Annotated in this window: 25 protein-coding genes; 14 read left to right on the top strand and 11 right to left on the bottom strand. The window is 69.7% G+C overall.

The annotated features are described in order from the left end of the window. Positions 1-81 precede the first annotated feature (81 nt). Together AB3K92_RS13350 and mmsB are read left to right on the top strand one after the other, a co-directional pair. Entirely contained in the window at positions 82-1,608 is a 1,527-nt protein-coding gene (locus tag AB3K92_RS13350; RefSeq protein ID WP_059674896.1) for a CoA-acylating methylmalonate-semialdehyde dehydrogenase, read from the top strand. A gap of 14 nt (positions 1,609-1,622) precedes the next feature. Further along, a complete protein-coding gene (mmsB, locus tag AB3K92_RS13345) occupies positions 1,623-2,513 on the top strand; it encodes a 3-hydroxyisobutyrate dehydrogenase (protein ID WP_060127325.1) in 891 nt (296 codons plus the stop codon). 118 nt (positions 2,514-2,631) lie between these two features. Here the strand turns inward: mmsB and AB3K92_RS13340 are convergent, their stop codons facing one another. Beyond that, entirely contained in the window at positions 2,632-2,964 is a 333-nt protein-coding gene (locus tag AB3K92_RS13340; protein WP_042978286.1) for a hypothetical protein, read from the bottom strand. A 508-nt stretch (positions 2,965-3,472) separates the two neighbouring features. Here AB3K92_RS13340 and AB3K92_RS13335 point away from each other — a divergent pair. Continuing rightward, entirely contained in the window at positions 3,473-4,237 is a 765-nt protein-coding gene (locus tag AB3K92_RS13335) for a DUF4397 domain-containing protein (protein ID WP_048025767.1), read from the top strand. Positions 4,238-4,343: 106 nt separating this feature from the next. Here AB3K92_RS13335 and AB3K92_RS13330 read toward each other — a convergent pair whose 3' ends face one another. After that, entirely contained in the window at positions 4,344-4,901 is a 558-nt protein-coding gene (locus tag AB3K92_RS13330; protein ID WP_021164411.1) for a DUF3005 domain-containing protein, read from the bottom strand. Positions 4,902-5,076: 175 nt separating this feature from the next. Between AB3K92_RS13330 and AB3K92_RS13325 the strand changes: the two genes are divergently transcribed. The 4 genes from AB3K92_RS13325 to AB3K92_RS13310 all read left to right on the top strand — a co-directional run bounded on the left by AB3K92_RS13325 (position 5,077) and on the right by AB3K92_RS13310 (position 9,219). After that, complete coding sequence (locus AB3K92_RS13325; RefSeq protein ID WP_225723311.1) at positions 5,077-5,349, top strand: hypothetical protein; 273 nt, start codon at positions 5,077-5,079, stop codon at positions 5,347-5,349. A gap of 238 nt (positions 5,350-5,587) precedes the next feature. Then, a complete protein-coding gene (locus tag AB3K92_RS13320; RefSeq protein WP_369465236.1) occupies positions 5,588-7,138 on the top strand; it encodes an NCS1 family nucleobase:cation symporter-1 in 1,551 nt (516 codons plus the stop codon). A 22-nt stretch (positions 7,139-7,160) separates the two neighbouring features. Next, on the top strand, positions 7,161-7,889 hold the full coding sequence (locus AB3K92_RS13315; RefSeq protein ID WP_369465235.1) for an aspartate/glutamate racemase family protein: 729 nt from the start codon (positions 7,161-7,163) through the stop codon (positions 7,887-7,889). Positions 7,890-7,950: 61 nt separating this feature from the next. Next, positions 7,951-9,219 carry a LysR family transcriptional regulator gene (locus tag AB3K92_RS13310; protein ID WP_369465234.1) on the top strand — a complete coding sequence of 423 codons (1,269 nt, stop codon included), beginning with the start codon at positions 7,951-7,953 and terminating at the stop codon, positions 9,217-9,219. Positions 9,220-9,270: 51 nt separating this feature from the next. Here AB3K92_RS13310 and AB3K92_RS13305 read toward each other — a convergent pair whose 3' ends face one another. Beyond that, positions 9,271-10,842, bottom strand: a complete 1,572-nt coding sequence (locus tag AB3K92_RS13305; RefSeq protein WP_369465233.1) for an MFS transporter — start codon at positions 10,840-10,842, stop codon at positions 9,271-9,273. A 100-nt stretch (positions 10,843-10,942) separates the two neighbouring features. Between AB3K92_RS13305 and AB3K92_RS13300 the strand changes: the two genes are divergently transcribed. The 3 genes from AB3K92_RS13300 to AB3K92_RS13290 are packed head-to-tail and all read left to right on the top strand — an operon-like array spanning position 10,943 to position 13,031. Beyond that, the gene (locus tag AB3K92_RS13300; RefSeq protein WP_059495034.1) at positions 10,943-11,833 is read left to right on the top strand and encodes a LysR family transcriptional regulator; all 891 of its coding nucleotides are present in this window, start codon (positions 10,943-10,945) and stop codon (positions 11,831-11,833) included. Then, on the top strand, positions 11,830-12,027 hold the full coding sequence (locus AB3K92_RS13295; protein ID WP_369465232.1) for a hypothetical protein: 198 nt from the start codon (positions 11,830-11,832) through the stop codon (positions 12,025-12,027). The genes AB3K92_RS13300 and AB3K92_RS13295 overlap by 4 nt, the downstream gene beginning before the upstream one ends. 17 nt (positions 12,028-12,044) lie before the next feature. Then, positions 12,045-13,031: an ABC transporter substrate-binding protein gene (locus AB3K92_RS13290; protein WP_027791218.1), complete on the top strand. Its 987-nt coding sequence runs from the start codon at positions 12,045-12,047 to the stop codon at positions 13,029-13,031. 29 nt (positions 13,032-13,060) lie between these two features. On the opposite strand, the gene AB3K92_RS13285 is transcribed toward AB3K92_RS13290, so the two are convergent. Further along, on the bottom strand, positions 13,061-13,435 hold the full coding sequence (locus tag AB3K92_RS13285) for a phage protein NinX family protein (RefSeq protein ID WP_059484271.1): 375 nt from the start codon (positions 13,433-13,435) through the stop codon (positions 13,061-13,063). Positions 13,436-13,750: 315 nt separating this feature from the next. Here AB3K92_RS13285 and AB3K92_RS13280 point away from each other — a divergent pair, with 315 nt between their 5' ends. The 4 genes from AB3K92_RS13280 (at position 13,751) to AB3K92_RS13265 (ending at position 18,725) form a co-directional block, all read left to right on the top strand. After that, positions 13,751-14,848, top strand: a complete 1,098-nt coding sequence (locus tag AB3K92_RS13280) for a glycosyltransferase family 2 protein (RefSeq protein ID WP_059856835.1) — start codon at positions 13,751-13,753, stop codon at positions 14,846-14,848. 6 nt (positions 14,849-14,854) lie between these two features. Beyond that, on the top strand, positions 14,855-16,117 hold the full coding sequence (locus AB3K92_RS13275; RefSeq protein ID WP_060331960.1) for a glycosyltransferase family 87 protein: 1,263 nt from the start codon (positions 14,855-14,857) through the stop codon (positions 16,115-16,117). A 259-nt stretch (positions 16,118-16,376) separates the two neighbouring features. Then, on the top strand, positions 16,377-17,456 hold the full coding sequence (locus AB3K92_RS13270; protein WP_369465231.1) for a glycosyltransferase family 2 protein: 1,080 nt from the start codon (positions 16,377-16,379) through the stop codon (positions 17,454-17,456). 15 nt (positions 17,457-17,471) lie between these two features. Continuing rightward, positions 17,472-18,725: a glycosyltransferase family 87 protein gene (locus tag AB3K92_RS13265; RefSeq protein WP_369465230.1), complete on the top strand. Its 1,254-nt coding sequence runs from the start codon at positions 17,472-17,474 to the stop codon at positions 18,723-18,725. Here the strand turns inward: AB3K92_RS13265 and AB3K92_RS13260 are convergent. The 7 genes from AB3K92_RS13260 to AB3K92_RS13230 are packed head-to-tail and all read right to left on the bottom strand — an operon-like array spanning position 18,698 to position 25,575. Continuing rightward, entirely contained in the window at positions 18,698-19,738 is a 1,041-nt protein-coding gene (locus AB3K92_RS13260; RefSeq protein ID WP_369465229.1) for a TadG family pilus assembly protein, read from the bottom strand. The genes AB3K92_RS13265 and AB3K92_RS13260 overlap by 28 nt on opposite strands. After that, positions 19,731-20,159, bottom strand: a complete 429-nt coding sequence (locus AB3K92_RS13255) for a TadE/TadG family type IV pilus assembly protein (RefSeq protein WP_059649041.1) — start codon at positions 20,157-20,159, stop codon at positions 19,731-19,733. The genes AB3K92_RS13260 and AB3K92_RS13255 overlap by 8 nt, the downstream gene beginning before the upstream one ends. Next, the gene (locus AB3K92_RS13250) at positions 20,156-21,031 is read right to left on the bottom strand and encodes a lipopolysaccharide assembly protein LapB (protein WP_060127310.1); all 876 of its coding nucleotides are present in this window, start codon (positions 21,029-21,031) and stop codon (positions 20,156-20,158) included. Before AB3K92_RS13250 ends, AB3K92_RS13255 begins: the two co-directional genes overlap by 4 nt. Further along, complete coding sequence (locus AB3K92_RS13245) at positions 21,028-21,972, bottom strand: type II secretion system F family protein (RefSeq protein ID WP_369465228.1); 945 nt, start codon at positions 21,970-21,972, stop codon at positions 21,028-21,030. Before AB3K92_RS13245 ends, AB3K92_RS13250 begins: the two co-directional genes overlap by 4 nt. Continuing rightward, complete coding sequence (locus AB3K92_RS13240; protein ID WP_059484242.1) at positions 21,969-22,946, bottom strand: type II secretion system F family protein; 978 nt, start codon at positions 22,944-22,946, stop codon at positions 21,969-21,971. The genes AB3K92_RS13245 and AB3K92_RS13240 overlap by 4 nt, the downstream gene beginning before the upstream one ends. After that, entirely contained in the window at positions 22,943-24,355 is a 1,413-nt protein-coding gene (locus tag AB3K92_RS13235; protein ID WP_048026503.1) for a CpaF family protein, read from the bottom strand. The genes AB3K92_RS13240 and AB3K92_RS13235 overlap by 4 nt, the downstream gene beginning before the upstream one ends. Beyond that, complete coding sequence (locus AB3K92_RS13230; RefSeq protein ID WP_042978295.1) at positions 24,352-25,575, bottom strand: AAA family ATPase; 1,224 nt, start codon at positions 25,573-25,575, stop codon at positions 24,352-24,354. The genes AB3K92_RS13235 and AB3K92_RS13230 overlap by 4 nt, the downstream gene beginning before the upstream one ends. Between the last annotated feature and the right edge of the window lie 18 nt (positions 25,576-25,593).

The following is a 25,593-nucleotide window of genomic DNA, read 5'->3' as shown; positions in this document are numbered from 1 at the left end:
CCTGCCGTCCGCCGTGCGCGCATGCGCGGCGGCGGATACGGGCCGCCTTGTTTGTCATTACCCCGTTTCCCGGAGAGTCCCATGAACGCCGCAGTTCCCCAGACCACCCTCGCCCTGCCCACCGCCAAGCTGCTGATCGACGGCACGTTCGTCGAATCGCAAAGCGCCGAATGGGGCGACATCGTCAACCCCGCGACGCAGGAAGTGATCGGCCGCGTGCCGTATGCGACGCTCGACGAGGTCGACGCCGCGATCGCGTCCGCGCAGCGCGCGTTCCAGACGTGGAAGACGACGCCGATCGGCGCGCGCCTGCGCATCATGCTGAAGTTCCAGGATCTCGTGCGCCGCAATCTCGAACGGATCGCGCACACGCTGACGGCCGAGCAGGGCAAGACGCTGCCCGATGCGCAGGGCGACATCTTCCGCGGCCTCGAAGTCGTCGAGCACGCGTGCTCGATCGGCACGCTGCAGCAAGGTGAATTCGCGGAGAACGTGGCCGGCGGCGTCGATACCTACACGCTGCGCCAGCCGATCGGCGTGTGCGCGGGCATCACGCCGTTCAACTTCCCCGGGATGATCCCGTTGTGGATGTTCCCGATGGCGATCGTCTGCGGCAACACGTTCGTGCTGAAGCCGTCGGAGCAGGACCCGCTGTCGACGATGCAGCTCGTCGAGCTCGCGATCGAGGCCGGCGTGCCGCAGGGCGTGCTGAACGTCGTGCACGGCGGCAAGACGGTGGTCGACCGCCTCTGCACGCACCCGGACATCAAGGCGATCTCGTTCGTCGGCTCGACGCGCGTCGGCACGCACGTGTACAACCTCGGCAGCCAGCACGGCAAGCGCGTGCAGTCGATGATGGGCGCGAAGAACCACGCGGTCGTATTGCCCGACGCGCACCGCGAGCAGACGATAAATGCGCTCGTCGGCGCGGGCTTCGGCGCGGCCGGCCAGCGCTGCATGGCGACGTCGGTCGTCGTGCTGGTCGGCACGGCGCGCGACTGGCTGCCCGAGCTCGTCGAGAAAGCGAAGGCGCTGAAGGTCAACGCGGGCCACGAACCGGGTACCGATGTCGGGCCGGTCGTGTCGAAGGCCGCGCATGCGCGCATCACCGCGCTGATCGACGAGGGCGTGAAGGCCGGCGCGAAGCTCGAACTCGACGGCCGCAACGTGAAGGTGCCCGGCTACGAGCAGGGCAACTTCGTCGGCCCGACGATCTTCTCGGGTGTGACGACCGACATGTCGATCTATACGGAAGAAATCTTCGGGCCGGTGGTGGTCGTGCTCGAAGCCGACACGCTCGACGACGCGATCGCGCTCGTCAACCGCAACCCGATGGGCAACGGCGTGGGGCTGTTCACGCAGAGCGGCGCGGCGGCACGCAAGTTCCAGAGCGAGATCGACATCGGCCAGGTCGGCATCAACATCCCGATTCCGGTGCCGGTGCCCTACTTCAGCTTCACGGGTTCGCGCGGCTCGAAGCTCGGCGACCTCGGCCCGTACGGCAAGCAGGTCGTGCAGTTCTACACGCAGACGAAGACGGTCACCGCGCGCTGGTTCGACGACGACGCGACGGTCGGCGGCGTGAACACGACGATCGCGCTGCGTTGAGCGAGGGCCCGCACATGGACATTGCATTCATCGGACTCGGCAACATGGGCGGCCCCATGGCCGCCAACCTGCTGAAAGCCGGCCACGCGCTGACGGTGTTCGACCTCGACGCGCACGCGGTCGACGTCGCGGTGCGCGCCGGCGCAAGCGCCGCCGGCTCGCCGCGCGAAGCGGCCGCGCGCGGCGCGGTCGTGATCACGATGCTGCCAGCCGCGCAACACGTGCGCGCGGTCTATCTCGGCGACGACGGCGTACTGGCCGGCGCGCGCCCCGGCGCAACGCTGATCGACTGCAGCACGATCGATCCCGGCACCGTGCGCGCAGTGGCCGACGCCGCCGCGCAGCGCGGCTTCCCGCTCGCCGACGCCCCCGTGTCGGGCGGCACCGGCGGCGCGCAGGCCGGCACGCTGACTTTCATGGTCGGCGCGGACGCCGCGCTGTTCGAGCGCATCCGCCCCGTGCTGCTCGACATGGGCAAGAACGTCGTGCATTGCGGCGGCACGGGCACCGGGCAGATCGCGAAGATCTGCAACAACCTGCTGCTCGGGATCTCGATGATGGGCGTCTCGGAAGCGATGGCGCTCGGCGCCGCGCTCGGCATCGATCCGTCCGTGCTGGCCGGCATCATCAATACGTCGACCGGCCGCTGCTGGAGCTCGGACACGTACAACCCGTATCCGGGCGTGAGCGACACCGCGCCGGCCGCGCGCGGCTACGCGGGCGGATTCGCGGCGAACCTGATGCTGAAGGATCTCGGGCTCGCGACCGAAGCGGCACGGAGCGCGCACCAGCCGGTGTGGATGGGCGCACTCGCGCAGCAGCTCTATCAGTCGATGAACCAGCAGGGGCTCGGCACGCTCGACTTCTCCGCGTGCGTGAAGCTGTACGAGGCGCAGCCGGCGTAACCGCCGCCGACGCCGGACGTGCGCCGACCCGCGATGTGCCTGTACGGCCTCGCGGGTCGGTTTGCATCGGGGAAAAGGAAGGAAAACGCAGACGGCGGCGTACGCCGCCGCCGGTCGCTCAACCGCGCGGATTCGACGCCGTCTCGAAGGTCGGATGGCACTCGAACGCGAGTTCGGAGCGCGCGCCGACACGGCTGCCGCTGGTCAGCGCCTCCTGCTTCAGGCTGGCGCGCATGCCGCGCTGCGTGCAGTAGTTGGTGGCTTCATCGACGGCCTTCGTATGGGCGTCGGCCCACGTCGTCGATACGCCGACCGTGCGCGTCGTCACGGTAAATACGTTCGGGTTCGACGTCGCGGTCACGTCGGAAGCGGTCGAACACGCGGCGAGCAAGCATGCAACAGCCGCGACGGTCAACCATCGCAGGGTTCGAAAGGAAACTGGAGTGGGCATGGGGGCAAGCGCACGTACTTCGACGTGCATTGAGCAACATAGGCGACAGTATGCCTGCCCGATCGCCGGAGATCATGCCCCTTTCGGTGAACACATTGTTTCGAATGGTTAAACGATGACGGGTGCAGGCAAGATTTACAGCCCTCGCCGGCGTCCGGCTTCGGCCGGCAGGTAGTTTCGCCCTGCCCGCACGCCGTTGCGGGGGCGCTGGGCGGCGCAACGGCCGGGGCGAGCCCGCCGACCGGGTCGGCACCGACGCGTCCCCGCGCCCGGCCCTTGCGACGTCGCCCTTTTTACAACCTGCGCGCGCGCCCTCAATCACGCCTGACCGGCCCCGCCCGCACCCAGCCGTCCGGCGCTCCGTCGCCAGACAGGCACGTCGCTTGCGCCATCCACACGCCCGCCGATCCGGCGGACAGCATCCTTCCCGCAACCGGCGTTGCTCACCACGCGACCTTCGCGTGGCGATCCCGCATCGCAAACAGGTTCCCCTGAACGAGAGGACAACATGAAATCAATACGAACGATAGCGGCCCTGTGCTCCATCATTTCCGTGCTCGCGGCATGTGGCGGCGACGGCAACGACGTCGGCACCGAGCTCGGCATCTCGAAGCCGCAGGCGCGCTTCATCAACGCGGTGCCGGCCGGCCCGAACCTCGACTACTACCTGAACGCCAAGGTCGATCAGTCGGGTGTCGCGTACAAGGGCGTGACGCGCTATCACGACGTCGACTCGGGCACGCAGACCGCGAGCTACGACATCTCGGGCACGACCTCGACCATCGCGTCGCAATCGTTCAGCGCGGCGAACGGCCATCACTACACGACGATCGCGCTGCCGAGCACGACGTCGCTGATCTCCGTGATCGACGATCCTTACGACAAGGGCCTGCTGTCGGACAAGGCGCGCGTGCGCACCTTCAATGCGTCGCCGAACGCGCAGAACATCGACATGTACGTCGTCCCGCCCGGCACCGACATCACGACGCAAAGCCCGACGCTCGCGGGCGCGGCCTACCAGAACGCGGTGCCGGCCACGACGCAGGATTCGATCTACCTGAACGGCGGCAGCTACCAGGTGATCGTCACGACGGCCGGCAGCAAGACGCCGATCCTCAAGACCGCGCCGGTCACCATCAACAACAACGCCGACTGGCTGCTGCTGACGATTCCGTCGGGCGGGGTCGGCGACGTGACGCCGAACGATATCCACGTGCTGGTTGCGCAAGGCAACGACGCCGATTCGTCCGCGCAGGAACTCGGGCCGCAGTAACGGCCGAACACGGCGGCGGCGATCGTGGCGGCCGGTGCGCGTGCACCAGCCGCCACGCGCCGGGAACCTGTATCCGGCGGTACCAGCGGCAGTGTCAGCGGCGGTATCAGTCGATCCGCTCGAGGCAGATCACGTGCTCGGCGCGCGTACCGTCGCCGTGCTCGACGTCGACATCGCCGACATGCCGCACGCGCCAGCCCGGCCGCGTCGCGATCTGCGGCATGTTGCCGCCCGGCCGGCTCTCGATCCCGCCGAGCCCCTCATCGGGCGTTTCGACCGCATCGTCGAGCGACGCGTTCGAGTAGATCACGTTGTCCTGCAGTTCCGACGCGCCGGTGCGCGCCTCCATGCCCTTGCCGTCGACGTCGACCGTGTTGTCGGTCATCGCCATGTTCGCGTTGTCGAGCGTGACGATCCGGCCGGCCGCGCGACGCACGGGATCGCCGCTGTCGACCGCATGCGCGCCGACGTCGATCGGCGGCAGGCCGGTCGGCGTTTTCGCCGCGACCGCCTCCGGCGTCAGCGGCCGCTTCCCCGCCTCGGCGACCTCGGCGGCCTGGGTCGCCGCGTCGGGCATGTCGCCGGCTGCCGGGGTCTTCACCGGACTCTTCGCGATCTGTTCCCGCTGCTGTTGCGGGGTTGGATTCGATTCCGCGTTCTGCATCGCACCTCCTGTTCCGGACGGCGTGCGCCGGCGTGATGCCGGCGCCGGTCCGGGAATCGCTACAACGGTCCTTGCAAATCTTTCACGCGCAGGTACGGCACGCACGCGCGGCCTGCGATGCCCGTGCGGCACGGCAGCGCACGGGTGACGAACCGGCGCAAGCCGAGTACGCCCCGTGCGCCGCCCGGCCGATGCCGGTCAGCCGCCGCTTGCGCCCGCCGGCGCGGAAGCCGCGCCCGGCATGCTTGCCGCGCCGCCCGTGGTGCCGCTGTCGGCCGCACCGCTGCCCGGCGTGCCCGACGGCGCGGTGGACGGCGCCGGCGACATGCCGCCGGTGGCGCTGGTGTCCGAACTCGCACCGGTACCGGTGTCGCTCTTTTTCTGGCAACCCGCACCCGCCGCCAGGCCGGCGATCAGGATGCCGGCGAAGACGGCTCGCGATACGTGACGAAGGGAATATCGCTGCATGACACCTCCGCTGATGTCGGTGGATGGAACCCTTCGGTGCGCAATCCCCGTGCCTCGCCATCGATCCCTCGCATTCATTTTTCAAATGACGCCCAGCCGAATATTTAATTTCCCATCACCGTGCCGGCCACCCATACTCGCGAACAAATCCGAGACATAACGTCCACGGCGGCCGGGCCGTCGCAGCGTATACGCGCTGCCGGTTTCGCGCCCCGCACATGGAAGGAGACAACGGCGTGCAACTGGAAGCCACCCACCGCCCGGGCATCGTGCCCGGCGCGGTCGACGCATCGCATCGAACCGATTCGGCCGCGCGCGCCCCCGCGCTGAGCCCGCGGCTGCACAACCCCGACCTCGCGCCCACCAAGGCCGAGGGGCGGACGTGGGGCCGCTACAGCATCTTTGCGCTGTGGACCAACGACGTGCACAACATCGCGAACTACTCATTTGCGATCGGGCTGTTCGCGCTCGGCCTGTCGGGCTGGCAGATGCTCACGTCGCTCGCGATCGGCGCGGTGCTCGTCTACTGCTTCATGAACCTCACCGGCTACATGGGCCAGAAGACCGGCGTGCCGTTCCCGGTGATCAGCCGGATGAGCTTCGGCATCTACGGCGCGCTGCTGCCCGCGATGATCCGCGCGGTGATCGCAATCGCATGGTTCGGCATCCAGACCTATCTCGCGTCCGTCGTGCTGCGCGTGCTGCTCACCGCGATCTTGCCGAGCCTCGCCGCGTTCGATCAGGATGCGATCTTCGGGCTGTCGACGCTCGGCTGGGTCACGTTCGTCGCGATCTGGCTCGTGCAGATCGGCATCCTCACGTACGGGATGGAAATGGTCCGCAAGTACGAGGGGCTCGCCGGCCCGGTGATCCTCGTCACGACGCTGTCGCTCGCCGCGTGGATGTTCAGCCGCACGGGCGGCCATCTCGCGATGTCGATCGGCAAGCCGCTGACCGGCCTGAAGATGTGGACGGAGATCTTCGCGGGCGGCTCGCTGTGGCTCGCGATCTACGGCACGCTGGTGCTCAACTTCTGCGATTTCGCGCGCTCGTCGCCGAGCGCGAAGACGGTGCGGGTCGGCAACTTCTGGGGCCTGCCGGTCAACATCCTCGTGTTCGCGACGATCAGCTTCGTGCTCGCCGGCGCGCAGTTCAAGCTGAACGGCCACATCATCCACAGCCCGACGGAAATCATCGCGACGGTGCCGAACAAGCTGTTCCTCGTGCTCGGCTGCCTCGCGTTCCTGATCGTCACGGTCGCGGTGAACATCATGGCGAACTTCGTCGCGCCGGCCTTCGTTCTGACGAGCCTTGCGCCGCATCGCCTGTCGTTCCGCCGCGCGGGCCTGATCAGCGCGACGGTCGCCGTGCTGATCCTGCCGTGGAACCTGTACAACAGCCCGATCGTGATCGTCTACTTCCTGTCCGGCCTCGGCGCGCTGCTCGGCCCGCTGTACGGGATCATCACGGTCGACTACTGGCTCGTGCGCAAGCAGCGCGTGAACGTGCCCGACCTCTATACCGAAGCGCCGACGGGCGCCTACTTCTACACGCGCGGTGTGAACCGCAAGGCACTTGCGGCGCTCCTGCCGTCCGCGCTGATCTCGATCACGCTCGCCGTCGTGCCGGCCTTCAGCGCGATGACGCCGTTCTCGTGGCTGCTCGGCGCGGCCATCGCGGGCAGCGTGTACTGGCTGCTGGCCGATCGCAAACGGCAATACGAGGAGCGCTCGGGCGAACCCATCGCGGTCGCCTGCGCGCAACACTGAACACACGCATACGGAGTCGGCAATGAGGATCCTGGTAGTCAACGTCAACACGACCGAGTCGATCACCGACGCGATCGCCGCGCAGGCGCAGGCCGCCGCGTCGCCGGGCACGGAGATCGTCGGGCTGACGCCGCACTTCGGCGCGGAGTCGGTCGAAGGCAACTTCGAGAGCTACCTCGCGGCGATCGCCGTGATGGATCGCGTGCTGAGCTACGACGAGCCGTACGACGCGGTGATCCAGGCCGGCTACGGCGAACACGGCCGCGAAGGCCTGCAGGAACTGCTGACGGTGCCCGTCGTCGACATCACCGAAGCGGCCGCGAGCGTCGCGATGCTGCTCGGCCATCGCTACTCGGTCGTCACGACGCTCGACCGCACGGTGCCGCTGATCGAGGATCGCCTGAAGCTCGCCGGGCTCGACGCACGCTGCGCGTCGGTGCGCGCAAGCGGCCTCGCGGTGCTCGAACTCGAGGAGAACCCGGCGAGGGCGATCGAGTCGATCGTCGGCCAGGCGCAGCGCGCGGTGAAGGACGATCACGCGGAAGTGATCTGCCTCGGCTGCGGCGGGATGGCCGGCCTCGACCGGCAGATCGAGGAATGCACGGGCGTGCCGGTCGTCGACGGCGTATCGGCCGCGGTCGCACTCGCCGAGTCGCTGGTGCGCCTGAAGCTGAAGACGTCGAAGGTCCGCACGTACGCACCGCCGCGCCCGAAGCGGATCGTCGGCTGGCCGGGCACCTTCGCAAAATGATGCGCCGCCGGCCGGCTGCCGCGTCGCGCTCGGGCATCGTGCCGCCGGGAGGCGTATCGGCATGCGGGACACGCTAGAACCGGACGCACTGCCCCGCCGCGCATCCGACGCCGCGGGCGCGCTCGACGTGCTCGATGCGCGGCTGATGCGCATCCTGCTCGTGCTGCTCACCGAGCGCACCGTGTCGCGCGCGGCCGTGCGGCTGAACATGTCGCAGCCGGCGACGAGCGCCGCGCTCAAGCGCCTGCGCACGCTGCTCGGCGATCCGTTGCTGGTGCGCAGCCGCTACGGGATGGTGCCGACCGAGTTCGGCGCGCGGCTGATCGAACCGCTGCGCAACGCGCTGCGCGTGATCGACTTCATCCGCATCCAGCAGCCGACGTTCGACGCGCGCACGTCGGTGCGCACCTACCGGATCGGCTGCCCCGACTACCTGAACGTGCTGTTCGTGCCGAAGCTCGTCGCGCTGTTCCGCGAACGCGCACCGAACGCGCAGCTCGTGTTCCATCCGCTCGGCGACGGCTTCGACGACGAGCGCGCGCTGGCCGACGGCGAACTCGACGTCGTGATCGACAATCGCCCTGCGCGCTCGTCGCGGTTCCGGCAGGACGACCTGTTCGACGATCGCGTCGTATGCCTGATGCGCGCGACGCATCCGCTCGCGCGGCACGGCGCGATGACGGCCGCCGATTTTGCCGACGCGCCGCAGCTGTGCCCGACACCGTCGTGGCTCGAGGCGTCCGGTGCGATCGACCGGCAGCTCGAACGCGTGGGCCTGCAGCGGCGGATCGTCGTCACGCTGCCGCACTTCGAACTTGCCGCGCATGCGCTCGTGCGCACCGACATGCTCCTGACCACCACGTACCGGCTCGCGCGGCATTATGCGAAGCTGCTGCCGCTCGCCGCCGTCGCGCTGCCGGTGGAGCCGCCGGACATCGTGTACCGGGTGACGTGGAACGAATCGGGCGCGTGCGTGGACGGCGTGCGCTGGCTGCGCGGGCTGATCGAGGAAGCGACACGGGCGTGGCTCGACGCCGAGGCGATGCTGCCGGCGGTTGCCGCGGTTCCCGCGGGCGCAGTCGCGGACGCCGGGAACCGCGTGCCGGCCGCGGCCGCGGCCGATATGTCCGATATGTCCGATATGTCCGATACAGCCGATACACCCGCAACGGCCGATACACCCGCAACGGCCGATGCACCCGATACGGCCGCTGCGCCCGACCCGGTTCGACGCACGCGCCGCAGGCAGGCGACGCATTGCCGTGCATCGCACCCGCCGCGCGTCGCCCATGCGGCACGCATCCACCGTCACGCGACGAAGTCGCATTGACCGGCGCGACCGACAGGCGCGACAACGCACCGCTCGATACGTCACGCACCTTCACGCACCCTCGCGCATCGGTTGCGCAAGCAACTTCCATGCAACGACGGCCACGACGAGCGCGAGCATGCCGCTTACCGTCAGCGCGTCGGCAAACCCGCTCGCGAACGCGACGGGTGCCGCCTTCGCGAGCGCACCGGCGGCCGACGGCGGCACACGCTCGAGCGCCCGCGCCAGGTCACCGGCCAGCAGGCTCGACATGAACGGCGCATCGGCGAACACGCGCAGGCCGGGCGCGGCGGACAGCAGCCGGTCGAGCCGCGCCTGCGTGCTCGCCGCCAGCACCGCGCCGAGCACGCCGACGGCCGTCACGATCGCCGAGAAGCGCGTCGTCGTGCTGATGCCCGACGCCATGCCGGTGCGATTCGACGGCACGCACGCCATGATCGCCTTCTGCGTGTCGCCGTTCATGATGCCCGCGCCGCAGCCCGTCACGAACATGCCGATCGCGACGAGCCGGTAGTCGCCGCCGGCCGTCAGCGCCGCGGTCGCGAGGTTGCCCGCGCCGATCAGCGCGAGCCCGCCCGCCAGCACGCCGCCGGACGACACGCGCGCGGCCAGCGCCGCGCCGAGCGACGGCCCGGCGATCATCGCGAACGCGAACGGCAGCATCCCGAGCCCCGCATCGATCGCCGACATCCCGAACGCGTTCTGCAGGTACAGCGGCAGGAACGTCATCATCACCTGCGCGCACGCCGCATAACCGAACATCGCGAGCACGGCGCCGACGAAGCGCGGCTGGCGGAACAGCGCGAGATCGATCATCGGCCGCGCCTGCCAGCGCTCCGCGCCGACGAACGCCGCGAACAGCGCGGCGGCGAGCGCGAGCCGGCCGAGCGTCGCGGCCGACAGCCAGCCGTGCGACGGTGCGCCGATCAGGGCCGCGATCGCGCACGCGAGCGCCGCGCCGAACAACAGGCTGCCGGCCGCATCCACGCGCTTCGCGTGCGGATCGCGCGACTCGTCGATCGCGACGCGCGCGCCGGCCGCGAGCAGCATGCAGACGGGCAGGTTCAGCAGGAACACCCAGCGCCACCCGATCCATTGCGTGATCGCGCCGCCGACGAGCGGCGCGACGGCCGTCGCGATCCCCATGCACATGCCCCAGATCGCCCACGCACGCGCCCGTTCACGCCCGTCCGGAAAACGGTTCGCGATCACGGCGAGCGCGGCCGTCAGCAACAGCGCGGCGCCGCCGCCCTTCACCGCACGCGCGGCGATCAGCCAGCCCGCCGACGGCGCGACGCCGCAGCCGAGCGACGCGAGAAAGAACAGCGCGAGCCCCGCGCCGAGCATCCGCTTGCGCCCGAAGCGGTCGGCGAGCCCGCCGGCCGGCAGCAGGCAGGCGGCGAACGCCGTCATGTACGCGCTCACGACCCATTCGATATCGGCAAAGCTCGCGTGGAAACTGCGCGCGATGCTCGGCAGCGACACGGCGACGACGTTCGTGTCGAGCACGATCAGCGAGCAGGTCGCGGACGCGACGGCGAGCGTCGCGGCGGCGGGCATGCGGCCGCCCGTGCGCGGGGCGGCCGCCGCGCCCGCGCGCGACGCCGGTGAAGACTGGGACATCGGACACTCCGGAACAGGTTGAACGAACCGTATGCTAGGCTTGCCCGGTATTGCCCGTCATTGATACTCAGACGCTTTTTTATTGACGAAAACTGCAATCATGGATCGGCTCGAATTCCGTCACGTGCGCGCGTTCCTGAGCGTCGCGCAGCACCTGCACTTCGCCCGCGCGGCCGAGGCGCTCGACATGGCGCCGCCCGCGCTCACGCGGCAGATCCAGGAGGCCGAACGCGTGCTCGGCGTGCGCCTCTTTCACCGGTCGCGCCGCGCGGTCACGCTGAGCGCGGCCGGCGAGGCCTATCTCGCCGAAGCGCGCGCCGCGGTCGAACACCTGCAGCGCGGCCGCGAACTCGCGGCGCTGGCCGAGCGCGGCGAGCTCGGCAGGATCGAGATCGGCTACGTGTCGTCGGCCGTCTATTCAGGCACGCTGCAGCGCACGGTCGGCGCGTTTCGCGACGCGCACCCGCGCATCGAGCTGAACCTGCGCGAAGTACCGATGGACGACGTCGCGAACCAGCTCGACACGGGCCGCCTCGACCTCGCGTACGTCCGCCCGCCGCTGCCGCTGCCCGGCGGCCTGCGGATCGTCACGCTGCAGCGCGACGTGTTCGTCGCGGCCGTGCCGGCCGGGTCGCGCTACGCATCGATGGCCGCCGTTCGCGCGGCCGACCTCGCCGACGCGCGCTTCGCGGTGCCCGAACAGGAGCGCGGCACGCTCGAAGTCGCGCGCCGCGGCCGCTTCGCGCCGCTGGTCGCCGCCCGCCCGGGCGGCTTGCTCGCGGTACTCGCATGCGTGTCCGTGAACGGCTGGGTCGCGGTGATTCCCGATGCGCTCGCCGGCTGCGTGTCGCTGCCGGGTGTCGTGTACCGGCCGATCGCCGGCAAGCCGATCACGTCGGAACTCGCGCTCGCGCACCGGCGCTTCGAAAAGGCGCCGGCAGTGCGCGCGTTCCTGCGGACGGTTCCGTCGGCCGCGCAAGACGCTGCATGAAACGCCTGCGTGCGGCGATGGCGACGGTGGCGACGGTGGCGGCGATGGCGGCGATGGCGGCGATATCAGCGATAGCGGCGACGGCGGCCGGGCCGGCCGCCGCGGCGCGAATATGCATTGCACGATTCGATGTTTGTCGGCTGGAAACCGATTCCGTAACCTGCCCGGCAACCGCGCCACCTGCGCGCGGGTAACCGAGGACACTCCGCCGATGAACCCAACCTCCGCCCCAGCACGCCGCCGCGTGCTGCAGCGTCTTGTCGCCCTCGCCGCCGCGCCGCTCGCCGGCGGCGTCGCACTGCCCGCCCATGCGGCGGGTGCCGACCCGTCGGGCGTCACGCTCGTGCTCGGCGACCAGGCCGGCGGCCTGCGCGCGCTCGCCGAAGCCGCGCGCGTGCTTGACGGCACGCCTTACCGGTTCCGCTGGGCCAACTTCCAGGGTGCCGCGCCGCTGTTCGAGGCGCAGCGCGCGGGGGCGATCGATCTCGCGCCGGCCGGCGACCTGCCCGTGCTGACGGCCGCGCTCGGCGATCCGTCGTTGCGGATCGTCGCGACGCGCGTCGGCTCGGCGACATCGCTCGGCATCGTCGTGCAGCCCGATTCGCCGGTCCGTACCGTCGCCGACCTGAAAGGACAGACCGTCGTGGTGTCGTCCGCGCGCGGCAGCATTTCGCAGTACCAGCTGTACGGCGCGCTGCGCGAACACGGCCTCGCGCCGCGTGACGTCGACGTGCGCTTCGTGCTGCCTGTCGACGCGTTCGCCGCGTTCGAGGCGAAGCGGATCGGCATCTGGGCGACGTTCGACCCGTACTACGGGCATGCGGTACGACGCGGCGCGCGCGTCGTCCGTGACGGCAGCGGCATCAATTCCGGGCTGGCGTTCCTCACGTCGCCGGTCGAAACGCTCGACGATCGCGCGAAGCGCGCGGCGCTCGCGGACGTGCTGGCGCGGCTCGCCCGCGCGGGCCAGTGGGCGCTCGCGCATCCCGCCGACTACGCGACCGTCTATGCGTCGCTCACGCGCCTGCCGCCCGACGCAGCCACCGACATCGCGCGCCGGGCCGCGCTCGCACAGCGCAGCCTCAGCGGTGCCGACATCGACGTGCTGCAGCGTGTCGCCGATCGCGCGGCGGCCGACGCGATCCTGCCGCGCCGCGTCGACGTCGCCTCGATCGCGATCCGCAACGTGTCCGCCTGAACGGTGACGCGCGTGGCGGCGTTCAGCGTTCAGCGCGGCCGCGGCATGTCGAGATCCGGCGCGTCGTCGCCGACCGTGGAGGCGACGAGCGTGCGCATCGCGGCGACCCGCAGCGTCGGCCCCGACTGGTTGAACGTGCAGCGCTCGCCCGCGGCCGGCACGGCCCGGTGCAGCACGGCCCGCCATGCGCCACGGCCGCCCTCGCGCTCGAAAGCGGCGAACGGCAGCCGCTCGACGATCGGGCCGCCGTCCGTCCACGATGTCGACGGCACGAACGAAGCCAGCGCCGCGCCCGCCGCGCGAATCGACGTACACCCGGACGCATCGGCGCGCGGGGCATCATGCCCCTGCGCGACCGCGACCCAGTAGTCCAGCGGCGCGCCTGTCAGACCCCGGACTTGCATGCCCGTCTCCGTCACCGTCGTTATCGAATCGACATGCCAACCGTTGCATCTGCGGCGGTTGCGGTTCCCGACGGCACCGAAGCGCGCTGCCATATCGCTGAAATCCCTCCCCCGAGCAAACCCGCGCACGTTGTCACGACCGCGTCACTCGTGCGTACAATGATCCGACCGCTTGCCGCCGCCGTTCACGGCAAACGAATCAGGACATTACAAACAGAAAACACACAAAACTGCGCCGATCCGGAGCTGTTTCCGGGAGTTCGGCGACATCAGGACCAAACAATGCGGCGCAGACCGGATCTCACGGGGGGACATATGTCCAGGCACACCCGAAAGCCGTTGGTATCGCTCGTCGTACCCTTCCACGACGAGGCGGAAGCGATCGAGGCATTCTTCGCGACCGCCCTTCCCATCCTCGAATCGATCGACACCACGCGCTTCGAAATCGTTTGCGTGAACGACGGCAGCCGCGACGACACGCTCGACAGGCTGATCGACGTCGCAGCCGGCGACCCGCGCGTGCGCATCGTCGATCTCACCCGGCGCTTCGGCAAGGAGGCCGCGCTCACCGCCGGCATCGACGAAGCCGCCGGCACCGCCGTGATCCTGATCGATGCCGACCTGCAGGATCCGCCCGCCCTGATCCCCGCGATGGTCGAACGCTGGCTCGCCGGTGCCGAGGTCGTCGCCGCGAAGCGCACCGACCGCATGTGCGATCCGCTGATGCAGCGCGTGGCCGCCGCGCTCTACTACCGCGTGCACAACCGCCTCTCCGAAGTCGAGATGCCCGAGAACGTCGGCGATTTCCGGCTGATGGACCGCCAGGTCGTCGACGCGCTGCGCGCGCTACCCGAGCGGCGGCGTTTCATGAAGGGCCTGTTCGCGTGGGTCGGCTATCGCACCGAGATCATCGAATACACGCGTGCGCCACGCAGCGGCGGCCGCTCGAAATTCTCCGGATGGCGGCGCTGGAACTTCGCGCTCGAAGGCATCACAAGCTTCAGCACCGTGCCGCTGCGCGTCTGGACCTACATCGGCCTCGCGTTCGCCGCCCTCTCGTTCATCTACGGCGCCTTCATCGTCATGCGCACGCTGCTGTTCGGCAATCCCGTGCACGGCTACGCGTCGCTCATCTCCGTGATGCTGTTCGTCGGCGGCATCCAGCTGATCGGCATCGGCGTGATCGGCGAATACCTCGGCCGCATCTATCACGAGTCGAAGCAGCGCCCCGTCTATCTCGTCCGGCGCCGTTATCGCGCCGCCGCCCTGATGGGCCAACATCCGGCGCGGCACGTCGCGCAGCCGGACGCGTCGAAGCTGCTGCCGTTTCCGGTTCGGCGCGTCGCCCCTGCCCGACGACGGCAGACGGCCGCCGCGACCGCGGCAGCAGCACGCAACCTGTCGGTGAAGTAGCGCAGCATGGATATTCCCAGCTCATCGATACAAGCTGACGAACGCCCTGTCCGCGTCTGGCTGACGCCCGGACGCATCGCGCTTTACAGCGCGGTCATGCTCACGATCGGCGTGCTGTTCGTGTCGATCATGGTCCGGGTTGGCTTCCACTCGACCGACCCGGGCTTGTTCCGCCCCGGCTCGGGGTTCACGGTGTTCTGGTCCGCGTCCCATCTGATGCGCCATGGCTCGCCGTGGCAGGTCTACGATGTCCCCGCGTTTTCCCGGGCGCTCGCCGACCTGTTCCCGATCACGGCCGGCCATGCGTTCCTGCCATGGCTGTACCCGCCTTCGTATCTGCTCGTGGTGGCGCCGTTCTCGCTGCTGCCCTATGCGATCGGCTATCCGCTGTTCATCGCGCTCGGCATCGTGCTGCTCGGCGTGTCGACCTGGCGCGTGTCGGGGCTCGCGGCGACGCCCGGCGCGAAACGTATCGGCTGGCTCGCGCTGCTCGCATCTCCGGGCGTGCTCGTCACCGCGACGTACGGACAGAACGCGATGCTGACTGCGACGTGCGCCGCGCTCGCCGTGCATTTCGTCGATCGACGGCCGGTGCTCGCCGGCTTCTTTATGGGACTCCTGTCGGTCAAGCCGCAACTCGCGTTGCTGTTCCCGTTCGTGCTGATCGCGGCGCGTGCGTGGCGCGCATTCGCGTGGGCCGCGGCCTTCGCGACCGCCTTCACCGCGCTGGGCATCGCGACAGGCGGCATCGAATCGCTCCATCTCTTCATGCAGAACGCGGGCGCGCTGCGTTCGCTGATCATCGAGCATGGCGTTCCGTTCTGGTTTGCGTCGCCGACGCCGTTCGCGGCGTTTCGTCTCGCCGGCTTGTCGCCGGCGCTCGCCTATGTTGGGCAGGCCGGCATCGCCGCGGTTGCGATCGCGGCCGCGTGCTTCGTCTGGCATCGCCACCAGGATGCGCGGCTGCGCGTCGCGACACTGTTCATCGCGACGCTCGCCGTGAATCCCTATGTCTGGCACTACGAACTGTCCTGGCTGTGCGTCCCGATCGCGTGCATGATCGCCATCGGCTCGCAGGACGGCTGGCTGCGCGGCGAGCAAGGTTTCGTGGCCATCCTGTGGGCGCTGCCGCTTTACGAGTTTCTGAATCCGTGGATGCATCTGCCGCAGATCGGGCCGCTCGTGACGTCGATCGCGCTGCTCATGCTGCTGCGGCGCGGACGGTTTGCCAGTCGCGGTACGCGCGCCGCGCACGTTCGCGCCCCGTGAGCCGATAGCCGCGCACCACGCCGGCACCCTGCCCATGCCGACTGCTGCGCCTGGCAATCACGCCCCGGGTCGCGCTCGGGCAGCGTCGACATCGGTATCCGGCAAATCAGGCTGCCCCCCGCCCCACCACACCCGCATCGATTCGTGTTACGAATCCCCGATTCCTGCCTACAATGATTAGAACGCCTGTCGTCCGGCCTGCAGCGGACGACGACCTGATCCATACGGCGCAGCACGAGCCGGATCTCTCGGGGGACGTATGTCCGCGCACGCCAGAAGGCCGCTGGTATCGCTCGTCGTACCGTTCCACGACGAGGCGGAAACAATCGACGCATTCTTTGCGGCAACGCTGCCGATCCTCGAATCGGTCGATACGATCCGTTTCGAGATCGTCTGCATCAACGACGGCAGCCGCGACGACACGCTCGACAGGCTGATCGACGTCGCGGCCGGCGACCCGCGCGTGCACATCGTCGATCTCACCCGGCGCTTCGGCAAGGAGGCCGCGCTCACCGCCGGCATCGACGAAGCCGCCGGCACCGCCGTGATCCTGATCGATGCCGACCTGCAGGACCCGCCCGCGCTGATCCCCGCGATGGTCGAACGCTGGCTCGCCGGCGCCGAGGTCGTCGCCGCGAAGCGCACCGACCGCATGTGCGATCCGCTGATGCAGCGCGTGGCCGCCGCGCTCTACTACCGCGTGCACAACCGCCTCTCCGAAGTCGAGATGCCCGAGAATGTCGGCGATTTCCGGCTGATGGACCGCCAGGTCGTCGACGCGCTGCGCGCGCTGCGCGAGCGGCGGCGTTTCATGAAAGGCCTGTTCGCGTGGGTCGGCTATCGCACCGAGATCATCGAATACACGCGTGCGCCACGCAGCGGCGGCCGCTCGAAATTCTCCGGATGGCGGCGCTGGAACTTCGCGCTCGAAGGCATCACGAGCTTCAGCACCGTGCCGCTGCGCGTCTGGACCTACGTCGGCCTCGCGTTCGCCGCCCTCTCGTTCATCTACGGCGCCTTCATCGTCATGCGCACGCTGCTGTTCGGCAATCCCGTGCACGGCTACGCGTCGCTCATCTCCGTGATGCTGTTCGTCGGCGGCATCCAGCTGATCGGCATCGGCGTGATCGGCGAATACCTCGGCCGCATCTATCACGAGTCGAAGCAGCGCCCCGTCTATCTCGTCCGGCGCCGTTATCGCGCGCAGCGTGACACCGCCGCGCATCCTGCGTCGAAACTGCTGCAGTTCCCGCTCAAGCGCACGCACGCGGCCCGCCGCCGGACGCCGCTCCCCGCGACTGCCGCCGGCCACGGTGCGCGGAAAATCTCCGTCAAGTAACCTCGTACACGCCGCATGGATCTCCCCCGGGACACGACGCGATCGGCGGACCATCCCGTCCGCGCATGGCTGACTCCGCGGCGCGTCATCGCGTACAGCGCGGTCGCGCTCGCGTGCTACGCGCTGTTCGTCGCGATCTGGGTATCCGTCGTCCGTCATGCGCCGGCCACCGCCTTGTCGCGCCCGGGCCCCGACTACGCGGTGTTCTGGACGGCGTCGTACGTGATGCTGCACGGCTCGCCATGGCAAGCGTACGATGTGCCGACCTTCACGTGGCTGGCCGCCGACCTGTTCCCGCAGTTCCGCCGCGAAGACCTCGTCGCGTGGCTGTACCCGCCCACCAACCTGCTGCTCGTGACGCCGCTCGCGCTGCTGCCTTTTGCGATCGGCTATCCGCTGTTCGTCGCGTTCGGTGTCGCCGTGTTCGGTTTCGCCGCATCGCGCGTATCGGGCCTCGGCGCGATTCCTGGCGCTGCGCGCGTCGGCGGGTTCGCGCTGGTCGCTGCCCCGTGCGTGTTCGTCACCGGGATGTTCGGGCAAAACGCGCTCCTGACCGCGTCGTGCGCGGCGCTGGCCGTCTGCTGGGCGCACCGCCGGCCGATGTGGGCCGGCCTCTGCATCGGCCTGCTGTCGGCCAAGCCGCAACTGGCGCTGCTGTTCCCGTTCGTGCTGGTCGCCACGCGCGCATGGCGCACGATCGCGTGGGCCGCGCTCGCCACCACCGCGTTCGCCGCATCGAGCGTCCTCGTCTGCGGCGTCGAGTCGCTCCATCGGTTCGTCGCCGGCACCGCGCTCGCGCGGTCGCTCCTCCTCGAGCAAGGTGTCGTGTTCTGGCTCGCGTCGCCGGCGCCGTTCGCCGCCTTCCGGCTCGCGGGCCTGACGCCCGGGCTCGCGTATGCCGCGCAGGCGTGCATCGCGGCGCTGGCGATCGCAGCCGCCTGCATCGTGTGGACGCGTTCGCGCGACCTCCGCTTGCGTGCCGCCGTCCTGGCGGTCGCGACGCTCGCGGCGAACCCGTACGTGTGGCACTACGAACTCGCGTGGCTAGGCATCGCGATCGCGTGCATGCTGGCGACCGGCTGGCAGGACGGCTGGCTGCGCGGCGAGCAGGCCGCGATCGCGCTCATGTGGCTGCTGCCGCTCGTCGAATACCTGAACCCGTGGCTGCAATGGCCGCAGATCGGCCCGGCCGTGACGCTGTTCGCGCTCCTCGTGCTGCTGCGCCGCGCCGGCCCGCGCATTCACAACGCGAGCCGCGGCGGCACGTAGACGCCGTAGTACGGCCCGACGCCGGTCCCTGAGCCCGACATCTTCACGCCGGCGACGAAGTGGCCCTGGATGTACTTGTACGTGCCGCCGAGCGACACGTCGATATGGAACGGCGCGAACGCGACGATCGGCACGGTGGTGCTGGTCGCGGTCTGCGTGACGACCGGCAGCACCACTGTCGTGCCGACCGGCACCGACGTATAGAGCGTCGCCTTCACGCCGGTCGCGAGATTGATGCTGTCACCGATGTTGAGCGCCGTCGGATTGCCGGTCACCATCAGGTTGCCCATCGTCGTCGTGTCGGTCGCGGTCGACTGGAACGAGGTCCACTGCCCGCCCATGCAGAGCAGGCCGTAGACCTGGCCGTTCGTGATCGAGAACTCGTACGGCTGGCCGGTCAGCGGATTGATCAGCGGCTGGTTGGTCGCGGCGTTCCAGTACAGGTTGTACACGCACTGGTCGATCGCAACCGGAAACAGTGCGCCCGCCGCCACCCCGCCCGGCGCCGCCAGCACCGCCACCGCGGTCGCGCTGCCGGAGGCGCCGGGAATCCCCAGCAGCCCGCCGAGCAGCAGCGGAATCGAGCCGCCGTTCACGCCGGGCGCGCGCGACACGGTGACCTGCACCGCCGGCACGTCGTAGGTGTCGGGCGTGATGGTCGTCGGCTGCATCGACGCGGGATTGCGCGTCACGTTCCAGTATCCGGTGGTCACCGTGCCGGTCGACAGCGCCGCACCGGCCGCCGAGTTCCGCGCGATCACGCCGTTCGCCGCCGGCGCGGCCTGCGACCAGTTCACCGCGCCGCCGCTCGGCGACATCATCGCATCGGCCCCCGCGAGCGCGGCCGCATCGGCCGCGTTCTGCAACTGGTTGTTCACCGTGACCACCCACGCGATGTCGATCGCCAGTGCGCCGAACGACAGCAGCGGAATCAGGAACATCAGGAAGAACAGCGCGACCGAACCGCGCTGCCGCGCGGGGCCGGCGGGTTGCGTTGCGCGCACGTCATTCATAGAGCATCACCGAAGTCGCCGAAACCGTCACCGGGCCGGTGAGCGCGCTGAACGCCGAACCCAGCACGAGCCCCGTATACGTGTAGGTCACGGTCACCGTCAGCGCGGTGCCCGACGTCGTGCCGTTCGCCTGCGTCACGGTCACCGCCGGGGTGGTCGCGGTGCCGCCGGTGATCAGGCTGTTCTGCATCGCGTTCTGCGCGATGCCCGCGATCTGCGTCGTGGTCAGCATCGGCACGCGCAGCACGACACCGGCCCGCGCGGCCTCGCGGCTCGCGTTCGTGATGACGGCCTTGTCGCACAGGATCAGGCTCGTGTCGATGATGCCGATCAGCACCATCAGCAGGAACGGCAGCATCAGCACGAATTCGAGAGACACGACGCCGCGCGCGCGGCGGGCGCCGGCCGCCCCGCGTGTCATTTTGCGGCCCCCGCACCCGGCGGCGCGACGCCCGGCTCCAGCGCCGCGCCGGACATCGGCGGCGCGGCACCGGCACCCCCTGCACTGCCGCCGCCCCCGCGCGACGCGAGCCGCGCGCGCACCGCCTGGTAGAAGCGCAGGTTGTCGGCCACCGCCGACGCGGGCAAATCCGCGGACAGCAGCTTCTTCGCCGAATCGGTATTGCCGAGCACGCCGTACGCGAACGCGAGGTTCTGGCGCGCCTGCCACGGCGCGGACGGCAGCCCGGCGACGTCGAGCAGCACGTTCACGCCCTCGCGCGGCCGGTTGCTCAGCACGAGCGACAGCCCGAGGTCGACGCGCAGCCCCTGCGCGTCCGGGTGCGCGCGCAGCGCGTCGCGATACACGACCTGCGCATCCGCATGACGCCCCTGCAGGTCGAGCACGGTGCCGAGCCCTTCCGCCGCGAGCGGATGATTCGGCTGCGCGGCCAGCAGGTCGCGATAGCGCTGCGCGGCTTCGTCGAGACGCCGCTGCCGCAACGCGACGCGCGCGAGCCCGAGCCGCGGGCCGAGCTCCGCGGGCGCCTGCCGCTGCGCGTCGTCGTAGAGAATCCGCGCGCGCTCCAGGTCGCCCGCGCGATAGTTGACGTCGCCGAGCCCCAGGCGCGCCGCGAGCGATTCGGGATGCTTCGCGAGCACCTTCTCGTACAGCGTCGATGCGAGATCGACGTTGCCGCCGGCCAGCGCGCTGTCCGCGATGCGCAGCTCGGCCTGCGGGTCGTCGCTCTTGTGCGACAGCACCGGCCGCGTCTGGATGCCCGGCGCGCAGCCGCCGGCCAGCACCGGCAGCACGGCCGCGAACGCGAACGCGCGTATGACGGATCGTGTCATCTGAATACCTCGAGCAGGCGAATCGCCGCCGGGCCCGCCGCGATCAGGCACACCGTCGGCAGGATGAACAGCATCATCGGCAACGTGATCTTCGGCGCCAGCTTCGCGGCCCGTTCCTCGAGCGCGACGATCTGCTCGGTGCGCTCGGTGCGCGACAGGGTGCGCAGCGCCTGCGTGATCGGCGTGCCGAAGCGCTGCGACTGCGTGAGCGTCGTCGCGAGCGACCGCGCCGACGTGAAATCGACGCGCGACGCGAAATGCGCGAGCGTCGCGGACACGTCGCCGCTCAGCGTGAGCTCGTCCGCGCACACCGTCAGCTCGTCGGCGAGCGGCGGGCAGATGCGCGACAGTTCGTGTGCGACGCGCCGGATGCCCGACGCGAGGCTGTTGCCGGCCATCGTGCAGATCACCAGCAGGTCGAGCGCGTCCGGAAAGCACGCGGCGATGAGCCGCCGCCGCCGCCGGATCATCGCGCCGAGCACGTATTCCGGCACGATCACGCCGATCACGAACGCGGCGACCATCGCCAGCGCCCGGATCACGAAGTATTCGCCGAAGCGCGGAATCAGCGGGCTGAACACGATCGCGCCGCATGCGAACAGCACGCCGCAGCTCAGCTTGATCCCGATCATCGACGACACCGCGCGGCGCTCGCGAAAGCCCGCGCGCGTCAGTTGCAGGCCGAGCTTCACGCGCTGCATCGGGTCGAGCACCGGCAGCCGTTCGCCCAGCTGCGCGAGCCTGCGAGTCAGGTCCTGGCGAACGCCGCCCGGCTGCAGCCACCCCGTCACGGGTGCCGGCGGATGCTGCCCGGCAGCCTGCCGCACGCGCGCGGCGATCCGCTGGCGGGTGCCGCCGCCGGGTCTGCCGAGCGCCGCCGCGACACAGGCGAGCAACAGCAGCAATTCGAAGCCGCGGGCGGCCAGTATCGACATCGTCATCGCGCGGTATCCAGTTTCGAGATCTTGCGGATCACCAGCAGGCCGACCGTCAGCAACCCGGCCGCGATCGTCAGCATCGTGTGCCCCGCGTGCGTCGAGAACAGCAGCATCACGTAGTCGCGGTTCACGAGGAACAGCGCGCCGATCATCACGAACGGCACCGCTGAAATGATGTTCGTCGTGATGCGCCCTTCGGCGGTCAGCGCGCGGGTCTTCAGGCGGATGTCGCGGCGCGTGCGGATGATGCTCGACAGCTCGTCGAGCGTTTCGCCGAGGCTGCCGCCGGTCTCGCGCTGCAGCAGCAGGTAGACGGTGAAGAACGAGAAGTCCGCGATCATCAGCCGGTCCGCGGCCTGCGTCAGCACGTCCTTGAGATCCGCGCCGACGCGCAGGCTGTCGCCCATCGAACGGAACGTCGCGCGCACCGGCTCGGCCGCGCCGTCGCCGACCATGCTGATCGCCTGCGTGACCGGAATCCCCGCGCGCACGGCCCGCACGATCACGTCGATCGCGTCAGGGAACGCTTCGAGAAAGCGCACCCGGAAGCGGTCGACCAGCGCACGGTAGCTGGCACGCATCGCGACCAGCGGCAACCCGGCATAGATCAGCGGACGCAGGAAACCCGGCGGCCCGATCAGCTTCACCGCGACGATCGCCGCGATCGCACCGGCGATCGTGCTCGCGACGACGATCCTCACCCCGCCCTTGCCGCCCACCGCGCGCACCCGCGTCACGCGACGTTGCAGCCATGCGCGCAGGCGGCCTTGCCGGCGCTCGAGATTGAACAGCGCGACGCCGGGCGCGGCGGATGCGTGCCCGGCGTGCCCGGCGAGCGACGGCGACAGCTTGCGCATCCGTGCGCGGATGCGCTGCGCCGGGTGATGGCTCGCGCGATCGAACAGCGACGACAGCACGAGCCCGATCGCGAGGATCGTCACGAACCCGCCCACCGCGAACAGGTCGGCGGCCCTCATTGCCGGAAGACCTCGGCGAGCGCATCCTCGACGCCGTAATACGCGGCACGCGCCGCGAATCCCGGCCGCAACGGCGACGCCTCGAACACGCCCTTCACCGCATCGCGCGTCGTGTCACCTTCCTGACGGAACACGAACAGGTCCTGCGTGATGACCACCTCGCCTTCCATCCCGACGATCTCGGTGATCCGCGTCACGCGCCGCACCCCGTCGCGCATCCGCTCGATCTGCACGAACAGGTGCACGGCGCTCGCGATCTGGCGGCGGATCGACAGCAGTTGCAGGTTCGCGTTCGCCATCATCACCATGCTCTCGAGCCGGCTGATCGCGTCGCGCGGCGAATTCGCGTGAATCGTCGTCATCGAGCCGTCGTGCCCCGTGTTCATCGCCTGGAGCACGTCGAACGCCTCGGGGCCGCGAATCTCGCCGAGGATGATGCGGTCGGGCCGCATCCGCAGCGCGTTGCGCACGAGATCGCGCTGCGAGATCCCGCCGAGCCCCTCGGTATTTTCCGGGCGGGTCTCGAGGCTCACGACGTGCGGCTGCAGCAACTGCAGCTCGGCGGCATCCTCGATCGTCACGATCCGTTCGTGCTGCTCGATATGCTGCGACAGCGCGTTGAGCAGCGTCGTCTTGCCCGAGCCGGTGCCGCCCGAGATCACGATGTTCAGCCGGCACGCGCACGCGACCTTCAGCACCTGCAGCATCGGATGCGAGATGTTGCCCTGCTGCGCCATCCGCGCGAGCGTGATGTCGCGCTTCGCGAACTTGCGGATCGAGATCGACGGGCCGCGCATCGCGATCGGCGGCAGCACGACGTTCACGCGGCTGCCGTCGGCGAGCCGCGCATCGACCATCGGGCTGCTCTCGTCGACGCGCCGCCCCACCGCCGCCGCGATCCGCTGCGCGACGCTCGCCACGTGCGCGTCGTCGCGGAACTTCAGCGACGTGAGCTCGAGCCGGCCCGCGCGCTCGACGTACACCTGGTCGGGCCCGTTGACGAGGATGTCGGTGACCGTGTCGTCGGCCAGCAGCGGCTCGATCGGCCCGACGCCGAACATGTCGTTCAGGATCGCATCGACGATCAGCACCTGCTCGCCGGCCGTGATCTTCAGGCGCTCGCGCTCGACCGTGTGCGCGGCCACCTGCTCGATGCCCGCGCGCACCTCGTCGCGCGTCTTCATCAGCGCCGCCGACATGTTCATCGACGTGAACACCGCGTGGCGGATCGCATCGAACTTGCTCGACCGGATCAGCGCCTCGTGGGTATCGGCCGCCACGGGCGCACGGGCCGATGCCGACGCGGGCGCAGGTGCTTCCGCCGGCGCCGGTGCCGGCTCGTGCGCCACGGCGGGCGTCGCGGCCGGCACGGGGTTCGCCGGCGGCCGGTTGCGGGTACCGAACGTCACGATCCCTTCCTCCACTTGACGAGCCGCGCATACCACGGCTCGGCGACGGCCATCGGCTCGCCGGTAATGCCGTTCGCGAGCTGCCGGATCTGATCCACGAAGCCATGCCGCTTCGCGCCTTCGATCGGCTCGCCGAGATTCTCGGCGACGGCGAGCGTCTGCGGCTCGTGCGGCAGTTCGTGCAGCGGCGCGCCGCCGAACGCCTCCTCGAAATCGACCGGCTCGACCCGGCCCGCGACGGGCGCGAGCGGGTTGTTCAGCACCATCGACAACAGCCGCTCGCCGGGCAGTTCCCGCACGAAACGCACGAGCCGCGCGGCCTCGTATGCGGCATGCACCGAGCGGTCGACCACGACATGGACGAGATCGGACGCGACGAGCGCGTCCTCGAGCAGCTTGCCGGCACCGCTCCCGACGTCGAACAGCACATAGTGGAAGCGGTCCTTCAGCATGTCGACCAGGCGCGCGACGGCCTCGTCGCCCACCGGGGCGTCGGCACCGTACGCCAGCTCGGCGGACAGCACGTGCAGCCGGTCGCCCTTCGTGACGAACATGCGCTCGAACAACGCGTCGTCGGGGCGCTGGCCCATGTTCAGCAGTTCGATCAGCCCGTTGTTGCTGGACAGCCCGAACATCGAGTTCGCGCCGCCGCCATGCAGGTTCAGGTCGACATAGGCCACGCGGCGGCGCTTCTCGCCCGCCAGGAAGCGCGCGAGGCTCACCGTGATCGTGGTCGCGCCGACGCCGCCGCGCGCGCCGACGAAGCTGACGACCTTGCCGGTACGCGCCTGGACGACCGACTCCGTGGCCGTCAACGCACGCCGCATCAACTCGACGGTCAGCGGCTTGACGATGTAGTCCTGCACGCCGATGCCGAGCAGGTTGCGAAACAGCCCGACGTCGTTCTGCGTTCCGATCGCGATGACGCGCACCGACGGGTCGCACACGTCGGCGAGCCGCATCAGGTCCGACACCGGCAGCACCGAATCCGACACGTCGATGACGAGCTGGCGCGGCGAACGCTCGTACTGCTGCAGCAGCCGGATCGCATCGTCGCAGGTGCCCGCCTGCAGATGGGTGCGCGTGATCGACAGCTCCTGCGCGACGCGGCGTATCACGTCCTCGCTGCCCGGATCGGCGACGACCGCGACGAGATCGGCCGCTCCCGCGGACGCGGCGCGCCGGGTGTGCTGGCGATCGAGGAGGTTCATGGGCGGCATCGTGATGGCATCCGGGTC

The organism is Burkholderia sp. Bmkn7, from assembly GCF_041103175.1.
Classification (GTDB): Bacteria; Pseudomonadota; Gammaproteobacteria; order Burkholderiales; family Burkholderiaceae; genus Burkholderia; species Burkholderia cepacia.
This window is presented reverse-complemented; position numbering and strand designations above follow the sequence as displayed.